At 75.9% G+C, this 26,368-nt stretch carries 13 protein-coding genes; 6 read left to right on the forward strand and 7 right to left on the reverse strand.

What is annotated here, in order from left to right; translation table 11 throughout:
• Positions 1–58: 58 nt before the first annotated feature.
• A complete protein-coding gene (locus ACIQVT_RS25830) occupies positions 59–664 on the reverse strand; it encodes a response regulator transcription factor (RefSeq protein ID WP_403758576.1) in 606 nt (201 codons plus the stop codon).
• A 68-nt stretch (positions 665–732) separates the two neighbouring features.
• Complete coding sequence (locus ACIQVT_RS25835) at positions 733–1,344, reverse strand: LuxR C-terminal-related transcriptional regulator (protein WP_403758580.1); 612 nt, start codon at positions 1,342–1,344, stop codon at positions 733–735.
• 558 nt (positions 1,345–1,902) lie between these two features.
• On the opposite strand from ACIQVT_RS25835, the gene ACIQVT_RS25840 reads away from it, so the two are divergent.
• The 3 genes from ACIQVT_RS25840 to ACIQVT_RS25850 all read left to right on the forward strand — a co-directional run bounded on the left by ACIQVT_RS25840 (position 1,903) and on the right by ACIQVT_RS25850 (position 8,369).
• Positions 1,903–5,010: a type 2 lanthipeptide synthetase LanM family protein gene (locus ACIQVT_RS25840; protein WP_403758583.1), complete on the forward strand. Its 3,108-nt coding sequence runs from the start codon at positions 1,903–1,905 to the stop codon at positions 5,008–5,010.
• Between the two features lie 54 nt (positions 5,011–5,064).
• Positions 5,065–5,301 (forward strand): hypothetical protein, encoded by a 237-nt coding sequence (locus tag ACIQVT_RS25845; RefSeq protein WP_403758586.1) that lies wholly within the window; start codon positions 5,065–5,067, stop codon positions 5,299–5,301.
• Positions 5,302–5,453: 152 nt separating this feature from the next.
• Positions 5,454–8,369 (forward strand): AAA family ATPase, encoded by a 2,916-nt coding sequence (locus ACIQVT_RS25850; RefSeq protein WP_403758589.1) that lies wholly within the window; start codon positions 5,454–5,456, stop codon positions 8,367–8,369.
• Between the two features lie 31 nt (positions 8,370–8,400).
• Here ACIQVT_RS25850 and ACIQVT_RS25855 read toward each other — a convergent pair whose 3' ends face one another.
• The 4 genes from ACIQVT_RS25855 to ACIQVT_RS25870 are packed head-to-tail and all read right to left on the reverse strand — an operon-like array spanning position 8,401 to position 24,539.
• Positions 8,401–9,651: an MFS transporter gene (locus ACIQVT_RS25855; protein ID WP_403758592.1), complete on the reverse strand. Its 1,251-nt coding sequence runs from the start codon at positions 9,649–9,651 to the stop codon at positions 8,401–8,403.
• 40 nt (positions 9,652–9,691) lie between these two features.
• A complete protein-coding gene (locus tag ACIQVT_RS25860; protein ID WP_403758595.1) occupies positions 9,692–10,945 on the reverse strand; it encodes a cytochrome P450 in 1,254 nt (417 codons plus the stop codon).
• Positions 10,942–18,189, reverse strand: a complete 7,248-nt coding sequence (locus ACIQVT_RS25865; protein ID WP_403758598.1) for an amino acid adenylation domain-containing protein — start codon at positions 18,187–18,189, stop codon at positions 10,942–10,944. The genes ACIQVT_RS25860 and ACIQVT_RS25865 overlap by 4 nt, the downstream gene beginning before the upstream one ends.
• 56 nt (positions 18,190–18,245) lie before the next feature.
• Positions 18,246–24,539, reverse strand: a complete 6,294-nt coding sequence (locus ACIQVT_RS25870) for an amino acid adenylation domain-containing protein (RefSeq protein WP_403758602.1) — start codon at positions 24,537–24,539, stop codon at positions 18,246–18,248.
• A 201-nt stretch (positions 24,540–24,740) separates the two neighbouring features.
• On the opposite strand from ACIQVT_RS25870, the gene ACIQVT_RS25875 reads away from it, so the two are divergent.
• Positions 24,741–25,022, forward strand: a complete 282-nt coding sequence (locus tag ACIQVT_RS25875) for a hypothetical protein (RefSeq protein ID WP_403758606.1) — start codon at positions 24,741–24,743, stop codon at positions 25,020–25,022.
• 196 nt (positions 25,023–25,218) lie between these two features.
• Complete coding sequence (locus ACIQVT_RS25880) at positions 25,219–25,464, forward strand: DUF5133 domain-containing protein (RefSeq protein ID WP_403758609.1); 246 nt, start codon at positions 25,219–25,221, stop codon at positions 25,462–25,464.
• 24 nt (positions 25,465–25,488) lie between these two features.
• Here the strand turns inward: ACIQVT_RS25880 and ACIQVT_RS25885 are convergent, their stop codons facing one another.
• On the reverse strand, positions 25,489–25,689 hold the full coding sequence (locus ACIQVT_RS25885) for a hypothetical protein (protein ID WP_403758612.1): 201 nt from the start codon (positions 25,687–25,689) through the stop codon (positions 25,489–25,491).
• Positions 25,690–25,811: 122 nt separating this feature from the next.
• Between ACIQVT_RS25885 and ACIQVT_RS25890 the strand changes: the two genes are divergently transcribed.
• Complete coding sequence (locus ACIQVT_RS25890) at positions 25,812–25,961, forward strand: hypothetical protein (RefSeq protein ID WP_403758615.1); 150 nt, start codon at positions 25,812–25,814, stop codon at positions 25,959–25,961.
• Positions 25,962–26,368 lie beyond the last annotated feature (407 nt).

The following is a 26,368-nucleotide window of genomic DNA, read 5'->3' on the forward strand; positions in this document are numbered from 1 at the left end:
GGGGGACGGGCGGGGGCGCGCCTCCCGTCCGCGCCCCCGTCCCCGCGCCGCACCGGGGTCACACCAGGCCGTGGCGGACCGCGCGCGCGACCGCGTGCGCCCGGTTGCGGGCCTGGAGGCGCGCCATGACCTCGTAGATGACGTTCTTGACGGTGTGCTCCGAGCAGTCCAGCAGCCGCGCGATGTCCGCGTTGCCGTGGCCCTCCGCCATGAGGCGCAGTACGGACGTCTGACGCGCGGTCAGCGCCGGCGGCGCGGTGCCGGACCGGTCCGGTCCGTCGGCCGGCGGGCCGCCGGCCAGCAGGTGGGACAGTTCCGGGTAGGGGATGCTCGGGTGCGGGTGCCGGGCGCGCCGGACGGCCGCCGCCAGGGTTTCCGGGGTGAGGTCCGCGCCGCGCAGGACGACCGCGCCCGCGCGCAGGGCGCGCAGCAGTCCGGTACGGCCGACGGTGTCGCAGACGAGCAGCAGCGGTCCGTGGTGGTCCGGGCGGCCGCGCAGGGCCTGTTGGGCGTCGTCCGCGACGACCACGGTGACGGCGCCCGCCTCCGCGTGCCCGTCCGTACAGCGCAGTCCGGCGCGACGGGCCAGCGCGCGGACGCGCTCCGCGCCGCGCGCGGCCGGCACGTGCAGGACGGCGGGACCGGCGGCCGTCGCGGACACCATCGGCGCGGCGGGGGCCAGGGGTCCCGCGGGCCCGCTCGGCGCGGGGGGCGCGGCCGTGAGGGCGGGCGTCACAGCAGGCCCGCCCGGAGGGCGTAGGCGACCGCGTGGGCACGGTTGCGCAGCCGGAACCGCTGGGTGATGTCGTGCACGACGGTCGTCACGGTGCGTGGCGAGTAGGCGAGGCGCTGGGCGATCTCCGCCGTCTCGTGCCCGTCGGCGACCAGCCGCAGCACCGAGCGCTCCCGGTCGGTGAGGCCGCCCCCGGCCCAGCCCCCGCCGTCGTGCGGGGCGCCGGCCGGACGGTCCAGCACCTCCTCCAGCAGGTCCGTCGGCACCGTGCACTCGTCCTGGGCGGCGGCCAGCACCGCGTGGGCGAGGTGCGGGGCGTCGGCGTCGCGGCGCAGCAGCAGGCCCCGGGCCCCGGCCGCCAGGGCGTGCAGGGCGTCACCGGAGGCGAGGGCGCCGGCCACCAGGACGACGGCCGGGCGCTGCGGGTAGGCACGGGTGATGCGCACCGTGTCGAGCTCGGCCGGGCCGAGCCGGTCCACGATCAGCACGGCGACGCGGGCGTCACCGGGCTCGCACAGGGTCAGCTCCGGGCAGGCGAGCAGGGTACTGCGGGTGCCGGCTTCCAGCACCGGGTCGAGGGCGACCACACCGACGGGTACGGGTACTCCCATCTGCTGCTCCTTGGAAGGTCGTCCGCCCGGTGGTGAGCACCGTGGGCGGTCCGGGGGGTTCTGGAGGACACCCTGCGTCCGCCGGGGAGCCGGGAGCATCGGTAGTCGGTCCCCACCTTTCCCGCCCCGCGCCGCCGGAGGGGCCCGCCGGGACGGTCCGTGCCCCTCCCGGGGCGCGGCCGGGCGGGAGGGCGGTGCGGTGCGCGGCACCGCCGGTGCGGCGCGGGGCCGGGAAGTGCGGGTGGCGCGCCGCCCGGATGGGGGGAAACGGCCCGTGGACGGACGGGGCACCGGGTCGCCATGGGGATCCGGCGGCGCGGACGGTGGGGGTTTCCGGCACCGCGCGGGGCGGGACACGTCCCCGTACCGGGAGGGCCAGGGCCCGTACGGGGGTCGGCCCCGCCCCCCACGGGGACCATGGGTAGCCCCGCTGACCTGCGGTTCCACCCGGCGCGCGGCGGACGCGCGGGGCCGATCCCCACCGGTGAGGGGGCCCCGCAGGAATATGGGGAACAGTTCCCCATGCGGGGCCCGTACGGGGTCTGCGACCTTCTTCTCGTGACTGAGACCGCCAGCCTCCCGACTCCCCGGAGCGCCGGCCTGCCGCTCGCCTGGTGGGCCCCGGCGCTGTCCCTCGCGGAACGGCTCGCCGCACCCGGATCCCCGGCGGCGACCGCCGGCACCGCCGCCGGGCGCGCCCCCTGGGCCGCCGGGGACGGCGAGGGCTTCGCCCTGCGGCTGGCCCACCTCGGGGTGGACGGGGCGACCGCGGCGGCCCTCGCCGCGGAACCCGCCGAACTGCTCGCCGCCCGCGCGGCCAAGCCCCGCTGGGCCGGCTACGCCGAGGAGGCGCTGGACGCCGCCCCCGAACTCCCGGCCGCACCGGCCGCGGACGCCACGGGTCCCGACGTCTTCGCCACCGTGGTACGCCCGCTCGTCACCCCGGCCGCGGACCGACTCACCCGCTTCCTCGCGGACGTCCCGGCGGCCGAACGGACCGTGTGGCGGGAGGCGTTCGAGCGGTGGCTGACCGAGCAGCTGGTCCAGCAGGCGGCCCGCACCCTGGTCCACGAGCTCTCGCTGGCCCGGCGTGCCCGGCGGCTCGCCGGAGCGGACCCCCGTGCGCGCTTCGCCTCGTTCGTGGCCGCCACCGGCAGCCGGCACGGCCTGCGCGCCCTCTTCGCCGCCTACCCGGTGCTGGCCCGGATGCTCGCGCAGACCGCGCTGGACGCGGCGGACGCCGTCGCGGACCTGGTCACGCGGTTCCAGGCCGACCGGGGCGACCTGGCCGCCGGGCTCCTCGACGGCCGTGACCCCGGCCCGCTGGCCGCGGTGGACCTGGGCCTCGGCGACGCCCACCAGGGCAACCGGGCGGTCGCGATCCTGCGGCACGCCGGCGGGGACCGCGTCGTCTACAAGCCCCGCCCGATCGACCAGCACACCCTGCTCGACGACCTGGTCGCCTGGCTCGGCGCCAAGGTGCCCGGACTGGAGCTGCGCACGCCGCGCGGTGTGCGCCGGCCCGGGTACGGCTGGCTGGAGTTCGTGCAGCACCGCTGGTGCCGGTCGGTGGCCGAGACGGACGCCTTCTACCGCCGCCAGGGCGCGCTGCTGGCCCTGCTGTACGCGGTCGACGGTGCCGACATGCACTACGAGAACGTCATCGCCTGCGGCGACCAACCGGTCCTGGTGGACGCCGAGACCCTGCTGCACACCGGGCTGCCGCAGCCCATGACGGCCGGCGCCGACCCGGCGGCGGACGCCCTGGCGGCCTCCGTGCACCGCACCTGCCTCCTGCCCCACCTGCTGATCGGCGAGCACGGCGCGCTGGACATCTCCGCGCTGGGCCGGTCCACCGACGGCACGTTCCCGAGCGAGGGACTGCGCTGGGAGGACAGCGGCAGGGACACGATGCGGGCGGTACGCGCCCCCCTGCCCAGCCCGGCCGCGCAGAACCAGCCGCTGCCCGCGGGGGCACCCCTGGAGGGGGCCGACCACCGGGCGGCCCTGCTGGAGGGGTTCCGCGCCGGCTATGCGGCGCTGGCCGCGCACGGCCGGGAACTGCTCGGCCCGGGAGGGCCGCTGGCGGTGCACGCCGGCCACCCGGCCCGGCTCATCGCCCGCTCCACCCGCCTGTACACCACGCTGCTGGAGGAGTCCGCGCACCCCTCGCTGCTCGGTGACGCACTCGCCCGGGAAGGGGTGTTCGCGGTGCTGTGGACCGAGTCCGAGCACGACGAGGCGCGCCGCCGGCTCGTCGAGCACGAGACCGCGGACCTGTGGCGCGGTGACGTACCGCTGTTCGCGCATCGGCCGTCCGGTACAGGGGTCCGGACGGCCGACGGTACCTGGCTGGAGGGGGTGCTGCCGGTGGCGAGCCTGACCGCGGTCGGCGCCAAGCTGGCCCGGATGGACGAGGTCGACTGCCACGACCAGGAGTGGATCATCGCGGCCTCCCTGGCGGCGCGGGGCGCCGGTTCACCGCTCGCACGGCGTTCCGAACTCGCCGTCGCCCCGCTCCCGGCGGTCGTGCCTGACGCCTCGCGGCTGCTGGCCGCCGTGTGCGGCATCGCCGACGAGATCGTCGCCCGCGCGGTACGCGACGACGGCCGGACCAACTGGCTCGGCCTGGAGCAGGTCGCGGGACCGCACTGGGCGGTGCTGCCGATGGGCGCCGGACTGGGGCAGGGCTACTGCGGCGTCGCGCTGTTCCTGGCGCAGGCGGAGGCGCTGACCGGGGCGGGGCGGTACGCCGCGCCGGCCCGGGAGGCGGTCCGGCCGCTGCCCGCCCTGATGAAGGCGCTGGCCGCCGATCCCGAGCTGAGCGCGGCGGCCGGACCCGGCGCCTACGAAGGGCTCGCCGGCATCGTCCACGCGATCCCTCGGCTGTCGGCGCTGCTCGGCGAGGACCTGACGGACTGCCTGCCCGACGCGCTGACCGCGCTGGGGCACGCCGTCAACGCCGCCGCCGAGCCGGGCCTGGCCGCCGGCACCGCCGGGGCGCTGGCCGCCGCGGTGGCCGTCCACGAGGCGACCGGCGCACCGGACGCGCTGCGGCTGGCGGACTCGGTCGCGGACCTGCTGCTGGCGACGGTGTGCGGTCCCGACGGCTCCCCGGGTGCCGCCGGCGCGGCCACGGGCGGCGACCGGGGCTTCGCCCACGGCACGGCCGGGATCGGCTGGGCGCTGCGGCGCTACGCCGGTCGTCGCCCCGGGCGCGCCGCCGCCCACGCGGGCGCCGCCGACGCCCTGCTGCGTGACGCGGTCCGGGAGATGGCGGCCGCACCCGCCGACGCCTCCTGGAACTCCGGGTTCGCCGGTGTGGCCGCCGCCGCCCCGCCGGACGCCGCCGCCACGCTGTCGAACCGCCTGGCCGCCGTCGACGTGCACCCCGGTCTGAGCCTCGGACAGGGCACGCTCGGCACGCTGGAGGCGCTGGCCGTGCTCGCCGGACAGGGCGACACGGCCGCCGCCGGAGCGCTGAGCCGGCGCACCGGACAGGTGCTCGCGCTCGTCGAGGCGCAGGGCCACCGCTGCGCCACCCCCGACCACGTGCCCTCCCCCGGGCTGCTGACCGGCCTGTCCGGCATCGGCTACGGCCTGCTCCGCCTCGCCCACCCCTCGTCCGTGCCGTCCGTCCTGCTCCTGGGACAGCCCGGCCGCTGACCGATCACCCGCCCGCACCCGCCCAGCACCACGGCACTTCCTCCACCACCCCCCGTGCTCGACCGCACGGGACACCTGAAGGGGATCACCGTCATGGACAAGCACCTCGCCGCCACCGCCGCCGACGTCACCGAGACCGCCGCCGACGAGCAGGACGCCGCGGGCGGGATCACGCTCAAGGGCCGCAACCGGGCCTGCGCCCGCGCCCGGGTGCTGGCCGGCATGGTGCTCACCAGCGGCGTCGTCATCACGCTCAGCACGATCGACACCTCGGTCTCCGCGCCTCGGTGATCCCGGACCGGTCGCGGCGCAGGTGAGCGCGCGGGCCCGCGGTGCGGGCCCGCGCCGCCGTGCGTGCCGGCACCGCGCGGCGCCGGCGGCGGAAGATGTCCGGGGCCGTGCGGCGTGCCGTGGACCCCGCTGTCCGATTACTATCAGCGCTCATGCGTTCCCATGCGCCTTCCCTGGTCGGACGGGACTCCCAACTGGCCCTGCTCGGACGTGCCCTGGCCGACGCGCGCCAGGGCCGCGGCGGTGTCGTGTTCCTGGTGGGTGAGGCGGGCGTCGGCAAGTCGCGGGTCGCGGCGGAGGCCGTGGGTGAGGCGCTGGGCGCCGGGATGCGGGTGCTGCGGGGCCGCAGCAGCACCACGGGCCCGGCCGTACCGTTCCGGCCGCTGACCGAGGCCCTGATGTCGCTGTTCCGCGGCGGCGAACCCATGGACGACCTCGCCCTCGGCCCCTACCGGCCGGTGCTCGGGCGGCTGATCCCGGACTGGGACACCGGGGAACGGGACAGCAGTTCCATGGTGATCCTCGGCGAGGCGGTGCTGCGCCTGCTCATCGCGGCCGGGCGTGGGCAGGGGCAGTTGCTGTTGCTGGAGGACCTGCACGACGCCGACCCCGAGACGCTCGGTGTCCTCGAGTACCTGGTGGACAACCTGGAGTACTCCCCCGTGCTGCTGCTGGCCACGGTGCGGACGGACTTCAGCGACGCCCTCGACCTCGCGCAGTCCGCCCGCCGGCGCGGCGCCGCGACCGTGGTGGAGCTGCCGCCGCTGACCCGGCCCCAGGCGCACGAGATGATCGCGGCGCAGCTCGATGCCGACGGCCCGGAGCAGGTGCCGGCGGCGGTACTGGAGCGGTTGTGGGAGGACAGCTCCGGAAGCCCGTACCTGGTCGAGGAGTTGCTCCAGTCGATGATCGGGGCCGGCACGCTGGTGCGGGGGCCCGAGGGCTGGCGGGCCGTCGGCGACCTGCGCAGCGACGTGTCCTCGTCGCTGGCCCGGGGCATCCTGCGCCGGATCGACCGGCTCGGCGCGCAGGGCCTGACCCTGCTGTCGGCCGCCGCCGTGCTCGGCCGGCGCTTCCCGCTGACGGTCCTCCAGCGCATGACCGGCATCGACGACCGGGCCCTGCTCAGCCATCTGCACGCCGGTGTGGCCGCGCGGCTGGTGCTGCCCGACGAGCCGGCGCCCGACTGGTACTCCTTCCGGCACTCCCTCACCGTGGAGGCCCTGTTCACGCAGATGACCCCGGGCCGGCGCGCGGACCTGGCCCGGCGGGGCGCGGAGGCGGTCGAGGAGCTCCACCCCGATCTGGCCGGGGACTGGTGCCCGCTCGCGGCCGGGCTGCGCAGCGCGGCCGGCGACGAGGTGGAGGCCGGTCTGCTCTTCGCGGACGCCGGCGGGCGGGCGCTGGCCGCCGGGGCGCTCGGCTCCGCCGTCACCCTGCTGGGCCGGGCCGAGGGCCTGCTGGCCGACGCGGGCGACCCGCAGGCGCGGGCCATGGTGCTGGAGAACCTGCTGCCGGCCCTCGCCGAGGCCGGTGACTTCGCCCGCGCCTTCGAACTGGCCGAGGATCTGCACGTGCTGGACGGCTCCGGGCTGAGCGCCGGTCGTCTGGCCACGCTGCACAGCCGGCTGGCCAAGGTCGCGCACACGGCGGGCCGGTGGAGCGACGGCAACCGGCAGATAGCCCGGGCCAGGGAGGTGCTGGCGGCGGCGCCGGACGAGTCGGCCACCGCTGCCGTCGACGTCGCGGCCGCCTACCTGGCCCTCGACACACCGGGACCCGACCGCACCCAGCACGCCGAGAAGCTGGCCCGTTCCGCCGCCGACACCGCCGAGCGGCACGGACTGCCCGTCGTCGCCTGCCAGGCCAGGGAGCTGCTCGCGACCGTGGCCCGCGAGCGCGATCCGGAGGAGTCGGCGGCGATGCTCAGGGAGGCGCTCGCCACGGCGGAACGCCACCGCCTGCCCCTCCAGCGCATGTACGCGGCCACCCGACTCGGCGGCAACGCCTGGCTCGCGGACGGCGACACCTCGGGGCTGCTGGCGGCCCGCGAGGAGGCGCTGCGGCTCGGCTCGGTGAACATCGTGCACACGGTGGACGGCATCCTGGTACTGGACGCGGTGCTGCGCGGCCGCTACGACGCCGCCCGGCAGGCCGCCGCCGAGTGCCTGGCCGTCGTACGGCGCCTGCGCCTCGCGCCCGCCGTGCGGTACGTCCTGATGGCGCAGGCCGTCCTGGCGGCCCACCACGCCGACCGGGCGGCGATGGAGGGGGCGCTGGCGGTGTTCGCCGAGTGGGACGGTGCCGGCTCGCAGGAGGAACCGCTCGGCCGCGGTCTGGCCCGGGCCTTCTGCGCCCTGCTGGAGGAGGACCGCGGCCTGGCCCGTGAGGAGCTGCGGCAGGTGGTGGAGCTGGAGGCGGGCAACCCGTCCACCTACCACCTCAGCGGCACCCACGGCCTGGTGCTGCTGCTGGACGTGCTCGCCGGGGAGGCGGACCGGGCCCGGCACGAGGAGGTCACCGCCACCGCCGTCGCCCGGATGCGCTGGAACCGCCAGTTCGTGCTGCTCACCGATGCCGTGCTGCTGGGCCGTGAGGGGGCGGGCGACCGGGCGGTGGCCGCCGTGGAGGCCGCGCTGACGGCGGCCGAGCCGTACCCGCTGGCGCAGCACCTCGGGCTGCGGCTGGTCGCGGACGCGGCGCACCAGGACGGCTGGGGCGATCCGGTGAGCTGGCTGCGGCGGGCCGAGCACTACTTCCACGAGCGGGACGTGCAGGCCGTCACGGGCGCCTGCCGGGTGGGGCTGCGCCGGCTCGGCGCCTCGGTGCACCAGCACCGCAGCGGCACCAGCGGCATCCCCGATCAGTTGCGCGCCCAGGGCGTCACGGTGCGGGAGTTCGATGTGTACCGGTTGCTCGCCGAGCGGCTGAGCAACAAGGACATCGCCGACCGGCTGTTCATCTCACCGCGCACGGCGGAGAAGCACATCGCCAGTCTGATCACGAAGACGGGCGCGGCCAACCGCGCGGACCTGTGCGCGCGGTCGGCCGCCCTGCGGGACGCGTAGGGGCCCGCCGCGGCGGGCCCCTACCGGTGGGCTAGCGCATCTCGCGAACCTGGCGGGAGGCCAGCACCGCCAGTCCGGTGAGCGCGAGCACCACGGCCACCATGGCGAACAGGGCGAGGACGTCGACCCGGGCCAGCGCGCCGCACACGATCAGGGACAGCGGGGCGGCGGCGTAACCGAGGACCATGTCGACCGACACGACCCGGCTGAGCACGTCCTGGGGGATGTTCCGCTGGATCCAGCTGAGCCCGAACACGCCCTGGAAGCCGATGGCGAAGCCCATCGCGAGCACCGTCGCGACGACGGCCGCGGTGCTGTGGACGAGGCCGAGCACGGCCATCCCGGCGCCCAGCCAGCCGGCCAGGCCGGCCACCAGCAGGCCGACGCGGGGCCGGCCGCCGAGGGCGCCGCCCGCCAGCGTGCCGAGCATGGCGCCACCGGCGAGGGAGCCGTTCAGCAGGCCCAGCGTGGCGGAGCCGCCGCGCAGCACCTGGTCGGCGAGGGTGGCGAAGCCGACCGTGAAGGGCCCGGCGTAACAGAAGTTGACGGCGGTGTCGAGGGCGACGACCGTGCGGAGCCGCGGGTCGCGCAGGGTGAAGGTCACGCCCTCGCGGATCCGGGCGCCGAGCGACGCCCCCGGCTCGGCCGTCCCGGGCTCCGGGCGGACGGCCGGCCGGGGCCGGGTGCGGATGCCGGCCACGCACCAGCCGCACAGGGCGAAGCAGACCGCGTCGACCAGGAAGGCCACCGGTGCCCGGGTCACGGCGATGACCAGGCCCCCGACGGCCGGTCCGACCACGGCGGCGGTGCGCGAACCGGCGCCCAGCAGGGCGTTGGCCGGTGTCAGCAGGCTCTCGTCCACCACGGAGGGCAGGATGGACATCCGGGCCGGCTGGAAGAAGGCGTCGACGGCGCCGAACGCGGCCGCCGCCAGGCACAGCATCCACACCGTCAGCTGCCCGGTCAGACCGGCGACGCCGACCCCGGTCATCAGCCCGGCCCGGGTCCAGCTGGAGGCGATCATCAGGGTCCGGGTGGACAGCGAGTCGCCGAGGGAACCGCCGACCAGGGTGAGCAGGGCGCGGGGTACGGCCTGGAAGGCGAGGACGTAGCCGAGGGTGAGCGTCGACCCGGTCAGGCTCAGGGTGATCCAGGAGAAGGCGACGACGCTGAAGCCGTCGCCGAGCAGGGACAGCGACTGGCCCAGCCAGAGGAGCCGGAAGGGCCGGTGCCGGGCGGGTGCCCACAGCCGCGGACCGGCTCCGGCGAGGGTGGTGGCCATGGTGTGCCTTTCGTCGTACGGATGCTCGCGCGGGGTCCGGTCAGTAGCGGACGGGCAGGGCGGTGAGGCTGCGGTTGAGGAGCGACGGCTGCCAGGTGGGCCGGGCCGGGTCGGTCAGGACCAGGCCGGGGTGGTCGCGGACCAGGCTGCGCACAGCGGCCACGGCGACCAGCCGGGCCAGTGCGGCGCCGATGCAGAAGTGGGCGCCGAAGCCGAAGCCGAGGTGGGTGGCGCCGGTGCGGCGGAGGTCGAACCGGCCGGGGTCGGGGAAGCGGGCCGGGTCGCGGTTGGCGGCGGCGGTGACCAGGAAGATCCGGTCGCCGGCGCGCAGGGTGCGGCCGTCCAGGTCGAGGTCGTGGGCGGCGGTGCGGATCGACATCTTCGACGGGCCGTCCAGGCGTAGCGTCTCCTCCACCGCCCCTCGCGCCAGTTCGGGGTCCGCGCGGACGGCGGCGAGCCGGGCGGGGTCGGTGTGCAGGGCCAGGACGGTGTTCGCGATCAGGTTGCTGGTGGTCTCGCCGCCGGCGAACGCCATCTGGGTGAGCATGCCGACGAACTCCTCCTCGGTGACCGACTCCCCCACCCGGCCCTCCCTGAGCACCTGGCTGATCAGGTCGTCGGCGGGCTCGGCCCGGCGCCGGGCGACGAGGTCGGCGAGGTAGTCCTCCAGGCTCACGAGGGCCTGGAGGGAGGCCCGGTACTCGCTCTCCTCCTGGGCGGTGCCGAGGACGAGGTCGGCGACGCGGGCGTTCCAGTACCAGAAGGAGGGGGCGTCGGTGCGGGGGATGCCGAGCCAGCGGGCGAAGACCAGCGCGGGCAGGGGCTTGGCGACGTCGGCCATGAGGTCGCCGGTGCGGCCGGGGACGGCCTTGCGGGCCAGGACGGCCCGGGTGGCCTTCTCGGTGAAGGCGCGGTAGCGGGCCACCGTCCGGGCGGCGAAGGCCTCCTGGAAGACCTGGCGCAGTCTGCGGTGCTGCGGCGGGTCGTTGAAGACCATCCAGCGGGACAGGATCCCGAAGGCCCGCTCGGCGTCCGCGCGGGCGCCCTGCGGTACGGCGTCCATGAGGGGCCGTACCCGGTCGGCGGAGACCGCGGGGTCGCGCAGGCAGCGCATCACCTGGTCGTAGCCGGTGACGAGCCAGGCGTGGTGCATCGGGCTCCAGTGCACCGGCGCGTGCTCGCGCAGGGCGTCGAGGTGCGCGTAGGGGTCGGCGACCATCTCCGGGGAGAGCAGATAGCGCTCGGCGAAGGCGGTGGCGGGGACGGGCGCGGGAACGGGGGCCGTGGTGGTCATCGGGTGTGCTCCGTCTCGATGGCGGTGAGCAGTTCGGCGATGCCGGCCACCCTCGGCTCGGCCATCATCGACATGTGGTCACCGTCGCTGATGTGCAGAGTGAGTCCGCCGCCGGCCAGCTCCCGCCAGCGCGCGACGTAGGTGTCGTAGTCGACGTCCAGGCCGGGCATCGTGCGGCCGCGCGGCAGTCCCGCGGCCTCGCTGCCGACCACGAGGTGGAGGTGGCCGGGGTACGGGCGGACCTCGTAGCCGGCGAGGGCGGCCAGCAGCGAGTGCCACACCTCGATCGGCGCGCCCTCGACCAGGGCGGCCTCGGCGGGGCTCATGCCGGCGCCGAGCAGGGTGGCGGTCAGTTCGGCCGTGGCGCGGTCGCGCCGCGGGGACGGTGGCATCTCCCGCAGCCGGTCGCGCAGGCGCAGGGCGGTGCGCAGGTCCTGGGTGACACCGTCCAGCCGGGCGCGGGCGGCGCTGTTGGGCAGGTACGGCTCGATCAGGACCAGCGGCGCGGTGCGGTGTCCGGCCCGGTCCAGCTGGGTGGCCATCTCCAGGGCGATGTTGGCGCCCATGGACCAGCCGAGCAGGGCGTGCGGGCCCCGGCCCGGCCGGTCGGTGATCTCGGCGACGTAGTTGGCGGCGATGCCGGTCACCGTGCTGGGGTCCACCCCGCCGAGGAGCCCGCGCGCCTGGAAGGCGTGCACGGGCCGGCCGGCCGGCAGGGCGCGGGCGAGCGGCACGAACCAGGCGGCGCTGCCGCCGGTGGGGTGCACGCACCACAGGGGTTCGCCGGTGCCCCCGCGCAGCCGCACCTCCGAGGTGACGGCGGCGGGCAGCGCTTCGGCGGTGCGGGTGGCGTGCGCGGCGAGCCGGGCCACGGTCGGGTGTTCGATGAGGTCCCCGACCGAGACGGTGAGCCCGCGCGCGGCGGCCATCAGGGAGACGCGGACGGTGGACAGCGAACTGCCGCCGATACGGAAGAAGTCGTCGTGGACGCCGATGCGGGACAGTCCGAGGACCTCGCGCCAGATCTCGGCGAGGAGTTTCTCCGCCGGGGTGGCCGGGGCGACGTACTCGGTGTCGTGGCGGGTCTCGGCGGGCGGGAGCGGCAGGGCCCGCTTGTCGATCTTGCCGCTGCGGTTGACCGGCAGCTCGTCGAGGACGACGAACCGGGCGGGCACCATGTAGGCGGGCAGCGAGGAGCGCAGGGCGTCGCGCAGCTCCCCGGGGGCGGGCCGGTGCGGGCCGTGGGCGACGAGGTAGGCGACGAGGGCGGGTTCGCCGGGCAGGTCGGTGCGGTGCAGCACCACGGCCTGGCGGACCTCGGGCAGCCGCCGCAGCGCGTGCTCGATCTCGCCCAGTTCGATGCGGAAGCCGCGCAGTTTCACCTGGCTGTCGCGGCGGCCGAGCCACTCCACCGAGCCGTCGGGCCGGTGGGTGCCGAGGTCGCCGGTGCGGCACAGCCGCTCGCCGGGCGCGCCGTAGGGGTCGGGGACGTACGTGGCGGCGGTGAGCCCGGGCCGGCCGAGGTAGCCGCGCCCCACGGCCTGTCCGCCGAGGTAGATCTCCCCAGGGACGCCGGCCGGGACCGGCTGGAGGTCGTCGTCGAGGACGTGGACGCGGGTGTTGCGCATCGGTGTGCCGACGGGCGGGGTGCCCCCGCCGGGGGTCAGTTCGGCGGCGACGGACCACACCGAGGTCTCGGTGAGCCCGTAGACGTTCTGGAAGCGCCGGCCGCGCGCCCAGACGTCGGCGAGTTCGGCCGGGCAGGCCTCACCGGCGACCTGGAGCACCCGCAGCTCGGGGAAGTCGTCGTCGCCGAGCACGGCGAGGGCGCTGGGCGGCAGCATGGCGCAGCTGACGTGGGCGTCGCGCAGGGTGCGGGCGAGGTCGGGGCCGGGACGCAGGTCCTCCCGGTCCGCGGTGACCAGCCGGCCGCCGTTGGCCAGGGACCAGGTCAGTTCGAGGATCGAGGCGTCGAAGCCGAAGGAGGCGAACTGGAGCACCCGGTCGTGCGGGGCGGGACGCACCAGGTCGCGCTGACCCTCGATCATGTTGGACAGGCCCCGGTGCGGGATGGCGACGCCCTTGGGGGTGCCGGTGGAGCCGGAGGTGTAGATGATGTAGGCGAGGGTGTCGGCGCCGGGTTCCGTGCCGGGGGCCGGGTCGACCGGTTCGGCGGGGGCGTCCAGGAGGAGCACCGGTCCGCCGAAGGGCACGGCGTCGGCCAGTGACCGCTGGGTCAGCAGTACCCGCATCCCGCTGTCCTCGGCCATGAACGCGAGCCGTTCGGTGGGGTGCTGCGGGTCCAGCGGCAGGAAGGCGCCGCCCGAGCGGAGCACGCCGAGCGCGGCGCGCACCAGGTCGGGGCCGCGTTCGGCGCAGATGCCGACCACGGTCTCCGGGCCGACCCCGAGCAGTCGCAGGCGCCGCGCCAACTGCTCTGCCTGCTCGTGCAGTTCGCCGTAGGTCAGGGCTTGTCCGCGGTGTTCGACGGCGACCGCCCCCGGGGTCCGGGCGGCGTGCTCGGCGACGTGCTCGTGGAACAGCAGGGGCGAGGAGGGGATCCGTGGCCCGCGCGCCCAGACGTCGAGGGCGGTGGCACGGGCGTCGCCGGTGAGGGCGGGGCGGGTGACCCGGGTGTGCGGGTCGGTGACCATGGCCTCCAGTTGGGCGCGGTAGACGTCGGCCAGTTGCTCGGCGGTGGCCGGTGCGACGAACGCGGGGTCGGCGTCCAGGGTGAAGGCGTTGACGCTCGCGTTGACCAGCAGCGGGAACATGGTCCGGGCGATCTCCAGGGAGTCGTCCCAGGACTCGTGCGAGAGCCGGTGGAAGTTGACGTAGTTGAAGACGGCGTCGGTCAGGGCGGGCTCGGTGGGCCGCAGTCGCGCGATGCGCACCAGCGGCACCCTGCGGTGCGGGAGCATCTCCTGCTCGGCGGCGAAGACGTCGCGCAGGTAGGTGAGCCAGCTGCCGCGCGGACGGCTCACGCCGAACGGCACGGTGTTCAGGAACAGTCCGCGCATCCGGTCGGCGCCGGGCACCTCGGGCCGGCCGTTGGTGACCAGGCCGATGCTGTGCCCGGAGACGCTGTCGTCGCGGTCGGCGAAGAGACTCATGGTGTGGTGGAAGGCCGCGATCAGCACGGTGCGGCGGGGCACGCCGGCCTCCTTGGCGAGCCGGCCGATGCGTTCGGCGAGGTGGGCGTAGGAGCGGCGGACCTCGTGCACGGGTGTCCGGCCGGTGTCCTCGCCCGCGGGGCGCCGGCGGAAGGTGACGGGGCGCAGGTCGGCGAGCCGTTCCCGCCAGTAGCGCAGGGACTCCTCACTGTCCAGGGCCGCGCGTTCCAGGGCGACGTACTCGGCGAACGCCGGTGCGTCGGGCGGCCGGGGGGCGGTGCGGTGGGCGACGGCCTCGCGGTGCAGGGCGAGCAGGTCGGCGACGAGCGAGGTGAGGCTCCAGCCGTCCAGGACGACGTGGCAGTCGGTGAGGACGAGCCGAAGGTCGTGGTCGGTGACGTGGTGCAGGTGGATGCGGACCAGAGGGGCGCTGGCGAGGTCGAAGCGGCGCTCGAACTCCTCCTCGACGAACCGGCGCAGGTGCGCGCGCTGTTCCTCCCGGGCGAGCCCGCGCAGGTCGGTGTAGCCGACGGGCAGGTGGGCGGTGCGGTGGACGAGCTGGAGGGGTTCGCGGTAGGAGACGAGGTCGACGGAGGTGCGCAGAATGGGGTGGCCGGCGACCACCGCGTCCACGGCGGCCTGGAAGGCACCGGCGTCGAAGCCCTCGGGGACGGTGATCTTCAGGTCGGTGACGTTGTGGTAGGCGCCGCGGCGGGGGTCGGCGAGCATCTCGTGGAGCATGCCCGCCTGGAGCATGGTGAGCGGGTAGGCGTCGGCGAGCCCGTCGGGCAGGCGGGCGGCGTCGGCGGGGTCGAGCTGGGAGAAGGGCGCGACGGGGGCCGGGGCGTCGGCCGCGTCGGTGACGAGGGCGGCGAGGTCGGCGAGGGTGCGGGCGCGGAACACGTCGGCGACGGTGAAGCCGAGCCCGGCCAGGCGGCCGAGGCCGACCAGGCGCAGGGCCAGGATGGAGTCGCCGCCGAGGTCGAAGAAGTTGTCGGTGCGGCTGACGTGTTCGGCTCCCAGCACCTGGCTCCACACCCCGGCCAGCGCCTCCTCCACCGGGCCCTCGGCCGGGACGTGGGTGCGCTGCCCCGTCGAGGCGGGGGCGACGGCGGTCAGGGCGGCCCGGTCCACCTTGCCGTTGGCGGTCAGCGGCAGCCGTTCGTGGCGGACGAAGAGGGCCGGGACCATGTAGGCGGGCAGGGTCAGTCCGAGGCCGGCGCGCAGGGCGGGCGGGTCCAGGGGGCGGCCCTCGGGGGTGACGACGTGGGCGACCAGGCGGGCGGTGCCGCCGTCCCGGCGGGCCACCACGGCGACGTCGGCGACACCGGGCAGGGCGCGCAGGGCGGTCTCGATCTCGCCGGGTTCGATGCGGTAGCCGCGGATCTTCACCTGGTTGTCGGCGCGGCCCACGTAGGCCAGTTGTCCGTCCGGCAGTACCCGGACCAGGTCACCGGTGCGGTACATGCGGGCGCCGGGCGCGCCGAAGGGGTCGTCCAGGAAGCGTTCGGCGGTCAGCTCGGGCCGGTTGCGGTAGCCGCGGGCCACGCCCCCGCCCGCGACGTACAGCTCGCCGACGCTGCCGGGGGGCACGAGCCGGCCCGAGGCGTCGAGGACGTAGCCGTGCTGGCCGGCGAGCGGCCGGCCGATGGGCGAGCGGACCGTCCCGTCGATGTCCTCCGCGGTGATCGTGCGGTGGGTGACGTGCACGGTGGTCTCGGTGATGCCGTACATGTTCACCAGGTCGGGCCGGGGTCCGGGGGCGGTGAACCAGTCGCGGTAGTCGCGGACGTCGAAGGCGTCGCCGCCGAAGACCACCGTGCGCAGCGCCAGGCCGGCGAAGGAGGCACCGGTGTCCTTCAGGTGGGCGCGCAGGCCCTTGAAGGCGGCCGGGGTCTGGTTGAGGACCGTGACGCCCTCCTCGCGCAGCACCCGGTGCACGGCGGCCGGGTCGCGCACCTCGTCCCCGGTGAGGACGACGACGCGGCCGCCGCCGGTGAGCGGGGCCCACAGTTCCCACACGGAGAAGTCGAAGGCGGGCGAGTGCATCAGCGTCCACACGTCGGCGGGCCCGAAGCCGAAGTGCCGGTCGGCGGCGCCGAGCAGCCAGGCCAGGTTGGCGTGGGTGACCTCGACGCCCTTGGGGCGGCCGGTGGAGCCGGAGGTGTAGATGACGTAGGCGAGGTCTTCGGGGCCCGGGAGGATGTCGTCGTCGCCGTCGGCGGGCGACTGCGCCGGTTCGGCGTCGAGGACGACGAGCCGGGCGGGCAGCGACTCCACCGCGGGGCGGGTGGCGGTGTCGGTGACGATCCAGTCGATGCCGGAGTCGCTGACGGTGAAGGCGCGGCGCGCCGCGGGGTGGGAGGGGTCGAGCGGCAGGTAGGCGGCGCCCGCGCGCCACACGGCGAGCAGGGCGACGGCCAGGTCGGGGGTGCGGTCGAGGCAGACGCCGACGAGCGAGCCGGGAGTGACGCCGGCCGCGCGGAGCCGGCGCGCCAGGCCGCTCGCCGCGGCGTCGAGCCCGGCGTAGGTCAGGGTGCGTCCCGACCCGCTGACGGCGGTGGCGTGCGGGGTGCGCCGGACCTGCTCGGCGACGCGGTCCGGGGCGGTGCGCGGGGCGGTGGTCAGGTCGTGGCCGGTGTTGGCGGGGCCGTCGGGGCCGAGGAGGTGGGCGCGTTCGGCCGGGGTGAGGGGGTCGATGGCGCTGAGCGGCAGGTCGGGGGTGGCGCGGAACGCCTCCAGCAGGGCGAGGGTGTGCCGGGCCAGGGCGGCGACGGAGGCCTCGGAGAACAGGTCGGGCCGGTACACGAAGGCGAGGTCGGTGCGCCCGTCGCCGTCCCTCAGGTCGAGGGTGAGGTCGAACTTGGCGGTGGTGAGGTCGATCCGGTACGGCGTCCCGCTCGCCTCGCCGAGGACGAGGCCGGGTCCGCCGGAGGTGTCGGTGTGGGTGTAGAGGACCTGGACGAGCGGGTTGCGGGCGAGGTCGCGCTGCGGACTGAGCGCGTCGACGACCTGCTCGAACGGCAGCGACTGGTGGGAGAACGCCTCCAGGACCCGGTCCCGGGTGTGGGCGAGCAGCGCGGCCGGCGTCGGGTCGTCGGAGAGGTCGCCGCGCAGCACGAGGGTGTTGACGAAGAAGCCGACGAGCTGTTCGGTCTCGGCCCGCTCCCGGTTGGCGACGACGGTTGCGACGGCGATGTCGCGCTGTCCGCTGTGGAAGGCCAGCGCGGCCTGGAAGGCGGCCAGCACCGTCATGTACGGCGTGGTGCCGGCCCGCCGGCCGAGGTCGGCGAGCGCGCCGGTCAGCCCGGGCGGCAGGGTGAGGGTGTGGGTGGCGCCGACGCTGCCGGGGGTGCCGGGGTGCGGGTGGTCGGTGGGCAGGTCCAGCGGGACGAGTCCGGCCAGCCGGCCGCGCCAGTGGTCGAGGGCCGCGGCATGGTCGCCGGACCGCTGCCAGATGGCGTAGTCGGTGTAGTCGAGGGGCAGTTCGGGCAGGCGCGCGGACTGTCCCCGGACGCGGGCCCGGTACAGCTCGGTGAGGTCGCGGACGATCAGGCCGAGGGACCAGCCGTCGGAGACGATGTGGTGCATGCCGAGGACCAGGACGTGGTCGTCGTCGGCGGCGCGGACCAGGGTGGCGCGGAAGGCGGTCTCGCGGGCGAGGTCGAAGGGGCGGACGGCGGCGGCGTGCACGGCGGCGGACACGCGCCGTTCCCGTTCCTCACCGGCCGCTCCGGTCACCTCCACGACGGCGAGGTCCGTCCCGTCGGCGGGCAGGACGCGCTGGTACGGGACGCCCTCGTCCTCGGGGAAGACGACCCGCAGCTGCTCGTGCCGGGCGACCAGGTCGTGGACGGCGGCGCGCAGGGCCGGCAGGTCCAGCGGGCCGGTGAACCGCCAGGCGGCCGGCAGCAGGTAGGTGGCGGCTCCGGGGTCGAGCCGGTCGAGGAAGTACAGCCGCTGCTGGGCCGCGGACAGCGGGAGCCGGTCCGGGCGGGGGTGCGCGCGGCGGGGTCCGTCGTCCCGTACGGCGCCCTGGCCGCGCAGCCGCTGCTCCAGCAGCCGCCGGGCGGCCGGGGACAGTGTGTCGGACGGGGCCGGGGGGCCGGGGCGTACGTCGGACGTGGTCATGAGGGCACTCCGATCTCGAAACGGTGGTGAGGGGGACGGCCGGGGCGGTGGCGCCCTCAGAGGTCGGCGGTGAGTGACAGGTCGATCTCGTCGTCGCTCATCCGGGAGATCAGCTCCAGGAGCCTGCGCTCCACCTCGGCGGCCAGTCGCTCCACCGTGGGGTGTTCGAAGAGGTCGCGGACCGCCAGCGGGCAGTCGAAGGCCGCCCGCAGCCGGGAGGCGACCGCGACGGCGCGCAGGGAGTGACCGCCCAGGGCGAAGAAGTCGTCGTGGACGCCGACCCGGGGCAGGTCGAGCACCTCGCACCAGATCTGGGCGACGACGGTCTCGGCGGGGGTGCGGGGCGCCACGAGGACGCGGGGGGCGCGGTCGGCGGGTTCGGGCAGGGCCGCGGTGTCCAGCTTGCCCTGCACGGTCAGCGGCAGGGTGTCGAGCAGGACGAACGCCGACGGGACCAGGTAGTGCGGCAGGTGGGCCCGGCAGTGGGTGGCGAGGGACTCCTCCGACAGGCCGCCGCCCGCCGCGTAGCCCACCAGGGCGGCCTCGCCGCGCAGGGTGCGGACCACGACCGCCGCGCCGTTGACCCCGGGGTGCCGGCGCAGCACCGCCTCGGCCTCCGCCGGTTCCACCCGGAAGCCCCGGATCTTGACCTGGTCGTCGTTGCGGCCGAGGAACTCCAGCTCCCCCGAGGGCAGTCGGCGTACCACGTCACCGGTGCGGTAGAGGCGTCCGCCGGGCCGGCCGAAGGCGTCCGGCACGAACCGCTCGGCGGTCAGCGCCGGCCGCCCCAAGTACCCGCGCGCCAGTTCGGCACCGCCGATCAGGAGTTCGCCCGGCAGGCCGTCCGGGACCGGCTCCCCCTGGGCGTCGACCACGTAGGCACGGCGGCCGCCGAGCGCGCGGCCGATGGGCACCCGGCCGCGCGGCAGGAGGTCGACGGTGTGCGCGGTCGCGGAGATCACCGCCTCGGTGGGCCCGTAGGTGTTGACGACGGGGACCGAGGGCAGGTGCGCGAACCAGCGTTCCAGCGGGTCGGCGGGCAGGGCCTCCCCGCCGGTGACCAGCAGCCGCAGGGAGGCGAGGCGGGGCGCCAGCTCGTCGAGGCGGGCCACCAGTTCCGCCCAGTAGGAGGGGGTGAGTTCCATGACGGTGACCCGCTCCCGCGCGACCCGGTCGGCGAGTTGCTCGGGGGTCCAGATCTCGTCCGGGCGGACGATCACCGCCGCCCCGGTGGCGAGCGCCGGGAGGATCTGCTCCAGGGAGGCGTCGAACGAGGTGGAGGCGAAGGTGAGCACCCGGTCCCGCGCGGTGAGCGCGAACTTCTCGCGAGCGGCTACCACATGGGCGTCCAGCGCGTGGTGTTCGACGCCGACGGCCTTGGGCCGGCCGGTGGAGCCGGAGGTGAAGATGACGTACGCGAGGGAGTCCGGGTCGGGGCTGTGGCGGGGGCCGTCGGGGTCCGGCCGGACGTCGCGGACGTCGACCACGGTCACGCCGAGCGCCGTCACGGTGCCCGCGGTCCCCGCGTCGGACACCACGTGCCGCACTCCGGCCTCCCGGAGCATGTACCGCAGCCGTTCGCCGGGCAGCCGGGGGTCGAGCGGCACGTACACGCCGCCCGCGCGCCACACGGCGAGCATCGCGGCGACCGACCACACCCCCCGGCTCACGCACACCCCCACGGCGTCGCCCACGGTCACGCCCGCGCCGGCCAGTGCGGTGGCGAGCCCACCGGTCAGGGCGTCCAGGCGCGCGTGGTCGAGAGCGGTGCCCTCGCAGACGACGGCGGTGGCGTCCGGCCGGCCCGTCACCCGGAACCTCGGCGCGGGCGCGGCGTCCGTGCCGGCCGTGGCCAGCAGCCGCTCGCGCTCGTCGGCCGCGAGGAGGGGTGCCTCGTCCACGCGGACGGCCGGGTCGGCGAGGAAGGCCTCCAGCAGCCGGCCGACGTGCCGGGCGAACCGGGTGGCGGTGGCCGGGTCGAACAGGTCGGCGGCGTACTCGACGTTGAGGGCGAACCGGTCCGGGCGGACCACGAAGGTGGCGGTCAGGTCGAACTTGGCCGAGTCCCAGGGCAGGGTGAAGTCGGCCGTGTCCAGGCCCGGCAGGCCGGTGCCGCCCGTGGAGGCGTCCTGGACGTCCACCATCACCTGGAACAACGGGTTGCGGGACAGATCTCGTTCGGGGCGCAGCCGCTCCACCACCCGCTCGAACGGCACCTCCTGGTGGTCGAAGGCGCCCAGGACGACCTGCCGCACCCGGTCCACGAGGCCGGCGAACGTGGGCCGCCCGGACAGGTCGGTGCGCAGCACCACCGTGTTGACGAAGAAGCCGACCAACGGCTCCAGTTCGAGCCGGTCACGGCCGGCGACGGGGGTGCCCACGGACACGTCCGTCTGCCCGGTCCAGCGGGCGAGCACCGCTTGGGCGGCGGCCAGCAGCACCATGAAGCGGCTCGCGCCGCGTTCCCGGGCCAGGGTGTCCACGCGTGCCACGAGGGCGGCGGGCAGGTCGACCTCGACGGCGCCGCCGCGGCCGGTGAAGACGGCCGGGCGCGGCCGGTCCGTGGGCAGCTCCAGCACGGACGCCCCGTCCAGGATGTTCTCCCAGTAGTCCAGCTGGGGTTCGAGGGCACCGCCGTCGGCGCGGTCGCGCTGCCAGACGGCGAAGTCGGCGTACTGGACGGGCAGCGGCGCCAGTTCCGCGCTCCGGCCGGCGAGGCGGGCCGCGTAGTGCCGGGCCAGTTCGTCCAGCAGGACGCCCTTGGACCAGCCGTCGGTGACGGCGTGGTGCAGGGCGAGCAGGACGACGTGGTCGTCGTCGGCCAGCTCCCACACGCCGGCCCGCAGCAGGGGCGGGCGGGCGAGGTCGAAGCGGCGGGTGGCGAGGGCGGCGGCGGCCCGGCGGACGGCGGCCAGACGTGACTCCTCGTCCGGGGCGCCGGGCGCCGGCTCCCAGTGGAGGGGGACGCCCACCGGGTCGTACACCTGCTGCACGGGCCGGCCGTCGCTCTCGACGAGGGCGGTTCGCAGCACCTCGTGCCGTTCCACGAGGTCGTCCAGGGCCCGCTGCCACGCGGTGCGGTCCAGGCCGCCGCGCACCCGCCAGCAGTACCACAGCAGGTAGGAGTCGCCGTGGTCGGAGGTGCGGTCCAGGAACCACAGGCGCTCCTGCGCGAAGGACAGCGGCAGCGGCCGGTCGCGGCCGGTCGGCCGCACCTCGGTGGTCCCGGCGGCCCGGGCGGCGCTGACCCGGGGGGCGAAGCCACGTACGGTGGGGTGCTCGAACACGGTGCGCAGTTCGATGTCGCGGCCGAGCCGCTGGGCGATCCGGGAGACCGCCATGGTGGCGAGGAGGGAGTGCCCGCCGAGGTCGAAGAAGCTGTCGTCGATGCCGATCCGGTCCAGGCCGAGGACGTCGGCCCAGACCTCGGCGACGATCCGCTCGGTCTCGTCCCGCGGGGCGCTGAGGCCGGGGTCGTCGGTGGAGCGGGTGTGGACCGGGTCGGGCAGGGCGCCGCGGTCGAGCTTGCCGGAGACACCGACCGGCAGGGCGTCCAGGACGACGTAGTCGGAGGGGATGGCGTAGTGCGGCAGGTGGCGCGCGCACCAGGCCCGCAGTTCCGCCCGGTCCGGGACGCCGGGTGCGTCCGGCGCCGGGACGACGTAGCCCACCAGGGCGCGTCCGGTGGCGCGGTCGGGACGGGCGGCCGCCGCGGCGACGAGCGGGCAGGCGCGCAGCACGGACTCGACCTCGCCGAGTTCGATGCGGAAGCCGCGGATCTTCACCTGGTCGTCGCGGCGGCCCACGAACTCCAGGTCTCCGCCGGGCTGCCAGCGCACGAGGTCGCCGGTGCGGTACAGGCGGGCGCCGGCCGGCCCGTAGGGGTCGGGCACGAACCGTTCGGCGGTCAGCGCGGGCCGGTTCAGGTAGCCGCGGGCCACCTCGGTCCCGCCGATGAGCAGTTCGCCGGCGACCCCGACCGGCACCGGTTCGCCGTCGGCGTCGACCACGTACACCCTCCGGTCGCCGAGCGGCCTGCCGATGGGCACGCTGTCCCCGGGCTCCCCGCCGACGTCGTACGTCGTGGCGGTGACGGTGGTCTCGGTCGGCCCGTAGGCGTTGCACACGCGGACCCAGGGGACGGCGGCGCGCCAGGCGGCGAGGGTGTCGGCCGGGACGGCCTCGCCGCCGAGGACGAGCAGCCGCAAGGAGGCGAGCGCCGCGGCCTGCCGGCGGTCGAGGGAGAGCGTCAGCTCCGACCAGTAGGTGGGCGGCACGTTGACGACGGTCAGTCCGTGGCGGTGGACGATCTCGGGGACCTGGGTGGGCAGCCAGGGTTCGTCGGGACGCATGACGACCGTGGCGCCGGCGGAGAGGGCGGGCAGCACCTGGTCCAGGGAGGCGTCGAAGGAGAAGGAGGCGAAGGCCAGCACCCGGTCGGCGGCGGTGATGCCGAGGCGGGTCCGGGCGGCGGCGACATGGGAGGCGAGCGCCGCGTGCTCCACGCCCACCGCCTTGGGCCGGCCGGTGGACCCGGAGGTGAAGATGACATGGGCGAGTGCGCGGGGGTCGGGCCGGTGGCGGGGTCCGTCCGCGGCCGGGCGGACACCGGTGACGTCGACGGTGACGGGGGCGAGACCGGTGGCGGTGCCGGAGGTCGCCGGGTCGGTCACCACGCATCCGATCCCGGCCTCGGCGGCCATGAACCGCAGGCGCTCGGCGGGGAGTTCGGGGTCGAGGGGCACATAGGCGCCGCCCGCCCGCCAGATCCCCTCGATGGCGGCGACCGACCACAGCCCGCGGCGCAGCAGTACGCCCACGGGGCTGCCCGCGGTGACCCCGGCGGCGCGGAGCGCGCCGGCCAGGCCGCCGGTCATGGCGTCCAGTTCGGCGTAGGTGGCGCTGTCGGCGCCGCACCGCAGGGCGGTGGCGTCCGGCCGCCCGTGGAAGCCGGCCGGCGGGGGCGGCCCGGCGGGCCGGTCGGCCGCCCGGTGCCACTCGGGCCGGGGCCTCGCCGGGGCCCCGGGGCCGGCGGGCAGCGCGCGCAGCAGGTCCCGTACGGGGGTGTCCGGGTCGGCCAGGACGGCGCGCAGCAGCGCCGAGTAGGCCCGGGCGAACGCGCGCATCGTGCCGGGGTCGAACAGCGCGGTGGCGTACTGGAGGATGGCGGCGATGCTGCCGTCGGTGCGCAGGGTCAGGTCCAGGAAGACGTCCAGCGGCGTCTCGGTGAGGGGCGGCTGGACGAGGCCCACCTCCAGGCCGGGCATCCGTATCGGTCGGATCGGGCTGTTGAGCAGGGTGAACGACGCCTGGGCGAGGGGGTGACGGGACAGGTCGCGGGAGCCGCCGAGCGCGCCGACGACGAGGTCGAAGGGGGCCTCGGCGTGCGCGAGGTCGGCCGGGACCCGGCCGCGCACCCGGTCCAGCAGCGTGCCGAAGCCGGGGCCGCCGGACAGGTCCGTGCGCAGTACGACCGTGTTGACGAGGGGGCCGATCAGGGCGTCGGCGCCGCGCTGGGCGCGGTCGGCGAGCGTGCTGCACACGGCGACGTCGGTACGGCCCGCCCAGTGGCCGAGGAGCGCCTGGTAGGCGGTGAGCAGCAGCATGTAGCGGGTGGCGCGCCGGGACCGGGCCAGGACGTCGACCGCGGCGACCAGGTCGGCGGGCAGGTCGAAGCGGACGACGTCGCCGGAGCCGTCCCAGACCCGGGGGCGGGGCCGGTCGGTGGGCAGGTCGAGCGGTGCGAGTCCGTCGAGCCGGTCCCGCCAGTGGGCGAGGAGGCGTTCGAGGCGCTCGCCGGAGAGCCGGCCGGCCTGCGCGCGGGCGAGGTCGGCGTAGCGCACAGCGGGCGGGGCGATGACTTCACCGCGGTAGCCGGCGGCGAGTTCGTCCAGCAGGACGCCCCACGACCAGCCGTCCACGGCGATGTGGTGCACCTCGACGAGCAGCAGGTGCTCCTCGGGTGTCACCCGTGCCAGCGTGGCCCGGATCGGGTGCTGTGCGGACAGGTCGACCGGGCGGCCGAGGCAGCGGGCGAACAGGTCGTCGGGTCCGGTCGCGTCGATGTGTTCCAGGACCACGTCCGCCGGCGGGTCCACGACGGGCACCGGTTCGCCGTCGACGGCGGTGAACCGGGTGCGCAGCACCTCGTGCCGGGCCACGACGCCGGACAGCGAACGCGCCAGCCGGACCGGGTCCAGGCGGCCGCGCAGCCGCAGCGCCAGGGGGAGCATCGAGCCGGTGGAGGAGCCCGCCAGCTGGTCCAGGAACCACAGCCGGCGCTGGGCGAAGGACGCCGTGCGGCCGTCCACGTCGTTCGGTGCCCCCTCGGGGGCCGGGCCTGTTGTCACTGTGAGCCTCCCAGCCGTGTTTTGCAGCAGACTGCCCTCGGGCCGCCGCGGGCCATAGGGAAGAAGACGCAGCACCGACGGCAGAGCGGGCTGCCGTTCCGGGGGCTCGGGGCCGGCGTCCGGCCTGGTTCTCGGGGTAGCCGCAACGCGACCACGCCGCCGGGGCGGCGTGCCGTTCGTCCGACGAGGGAGAGTGGGCACATGGGCAGCGACGCGAACGCGGCGAGGATCACGGCGAAGGTGCGGGGGCGGGACATCACCCTGGAGGGAGGGCTGTCGAAGGACGAGGTCCGCAGACGGGTGTGGTGGTGGACCCCCGACGCCGCCGAGCAGGGGGAGGACGGTGGCCACGCGTACGACGACGACCGGGAGGACGTGATCACCACCCTGGGCGGGTACTACCGGGTTCCCGGCGACCCCGACTCCCCCGAGGCCGGGGACCTCGTCGACATGGTGCACTCCGAACTCAACCCCGACGGGTGACGCGGCGGCCCGGCGTGCGGTGCGCGTCGTGCCCACAGCGACAGAAGCGGTGCATACAGTGACCCGGCGGGGGCACACGGCATGTCGGAGGAGGTGATCTCCTCTCCATGTCGACGGTGGCGCCACCTGGCGGGGTGCGCGCCTCCCGGGGTGTCGCGAGCCGGACCGACGGCCGCCGTTTCAGGAGGATGTCGCTGTGTTGCTGCCTGCGGAGAAGGAACTGCGTACGGTACTGGCCCGGTTCGCCGAGGCCCGCTTCCGTCACGACCTGCACCCCACCGGCCGTTCGAGCCGGGAACTGGCCGACACCTCCTACACGCTGTGCGTGATGACGGGCACGCAGACGGTGGAGGCGGCCCTCGCCGCGGCCGACACGCTCCTGGACCAGCTCCGGGCGACCCGCCGCCCGGCCGCCAGGGCGGCCCAGACCCTGGCCGCCTGACCGCGCCACCACGCTGACGGGCCCTCAGCCCGCCCGGTCGCTCCCCGGGCTCATGGACCGGCCTCCCGCGCCGCGGGCACCGGCGAAGGGCAGCGCCAGCGTGAGCAGCAGCACGGCGGCACCCGCGCCCACCAGCACCGGCCGGTCCGTGGACAGGCGCGCCGTCCTCAGCCACGGTGACGGTCCCGCGGTCGGCCCGGCCCGGCGCCGCAGGCGCGCGAACACGTCGCCGCGGTCGATGCGCGCCCCGATGACCAGGAGGAGACAGCGGGACCGGCCGCACCGGCCGGGTCGTCGGACGTTCCGTCCTGGTGCCGGATGTCCGCGGCGGAGGCGGTTACCCGCCGATGGATTCCTTCCTCAGGGGGCGGATCACCTCGGGGCTCATGTCGGGTCACCGCTTCTCCGGCAGCGCGGTGCCGACCAACGACGTACGACGGTGCTTCGGCGGTGGTGTCGGCCACCTCACCGGACGCGGCAACCTCTCGGTCAGCTGACCGTGTCATCCGAATCGGCGCGCGGGCCCCGAGGATCGTTTTCGACGGCTCCCTGATCTTATTTTCATCGCGAGGCCGTCCGGCTGACACCGACCGTCCCGCGTTCCCCCGGAGTCGTCGCATCCGAGCCGCGCCCTTCACGCGCCCGGGTGGATTCCCCGTCCGGGCCATGGCGATTCCACTTCCGCGTGGGACCATCGCAGTGCGTTGAATGCGTGCCGCGGACATCCCACCCGCTCCCGGTGACGGCTCATTCCCTCCCCGCACCGGGAACGGCAATTCCCACCCCCCGATCCCTTTCTCCCCGTGTGCTCCCGGGCCGGTGCCGGCTCACCGCACCCGAGGGCCTGCGGTGTCGCGGACGCACGCCCGTGCACCAGCGCATTCGCCGTCGTCCGGGGTGCGCG

This window comes from Streptomyces sp. NPDC100445 (genome assembly GCF_044759735.1).
Lineage (GTDB): Bacteria > Actinomycetota > Actinomycetes > Streptomycetales > Streptomycetaceae > Streptomyces.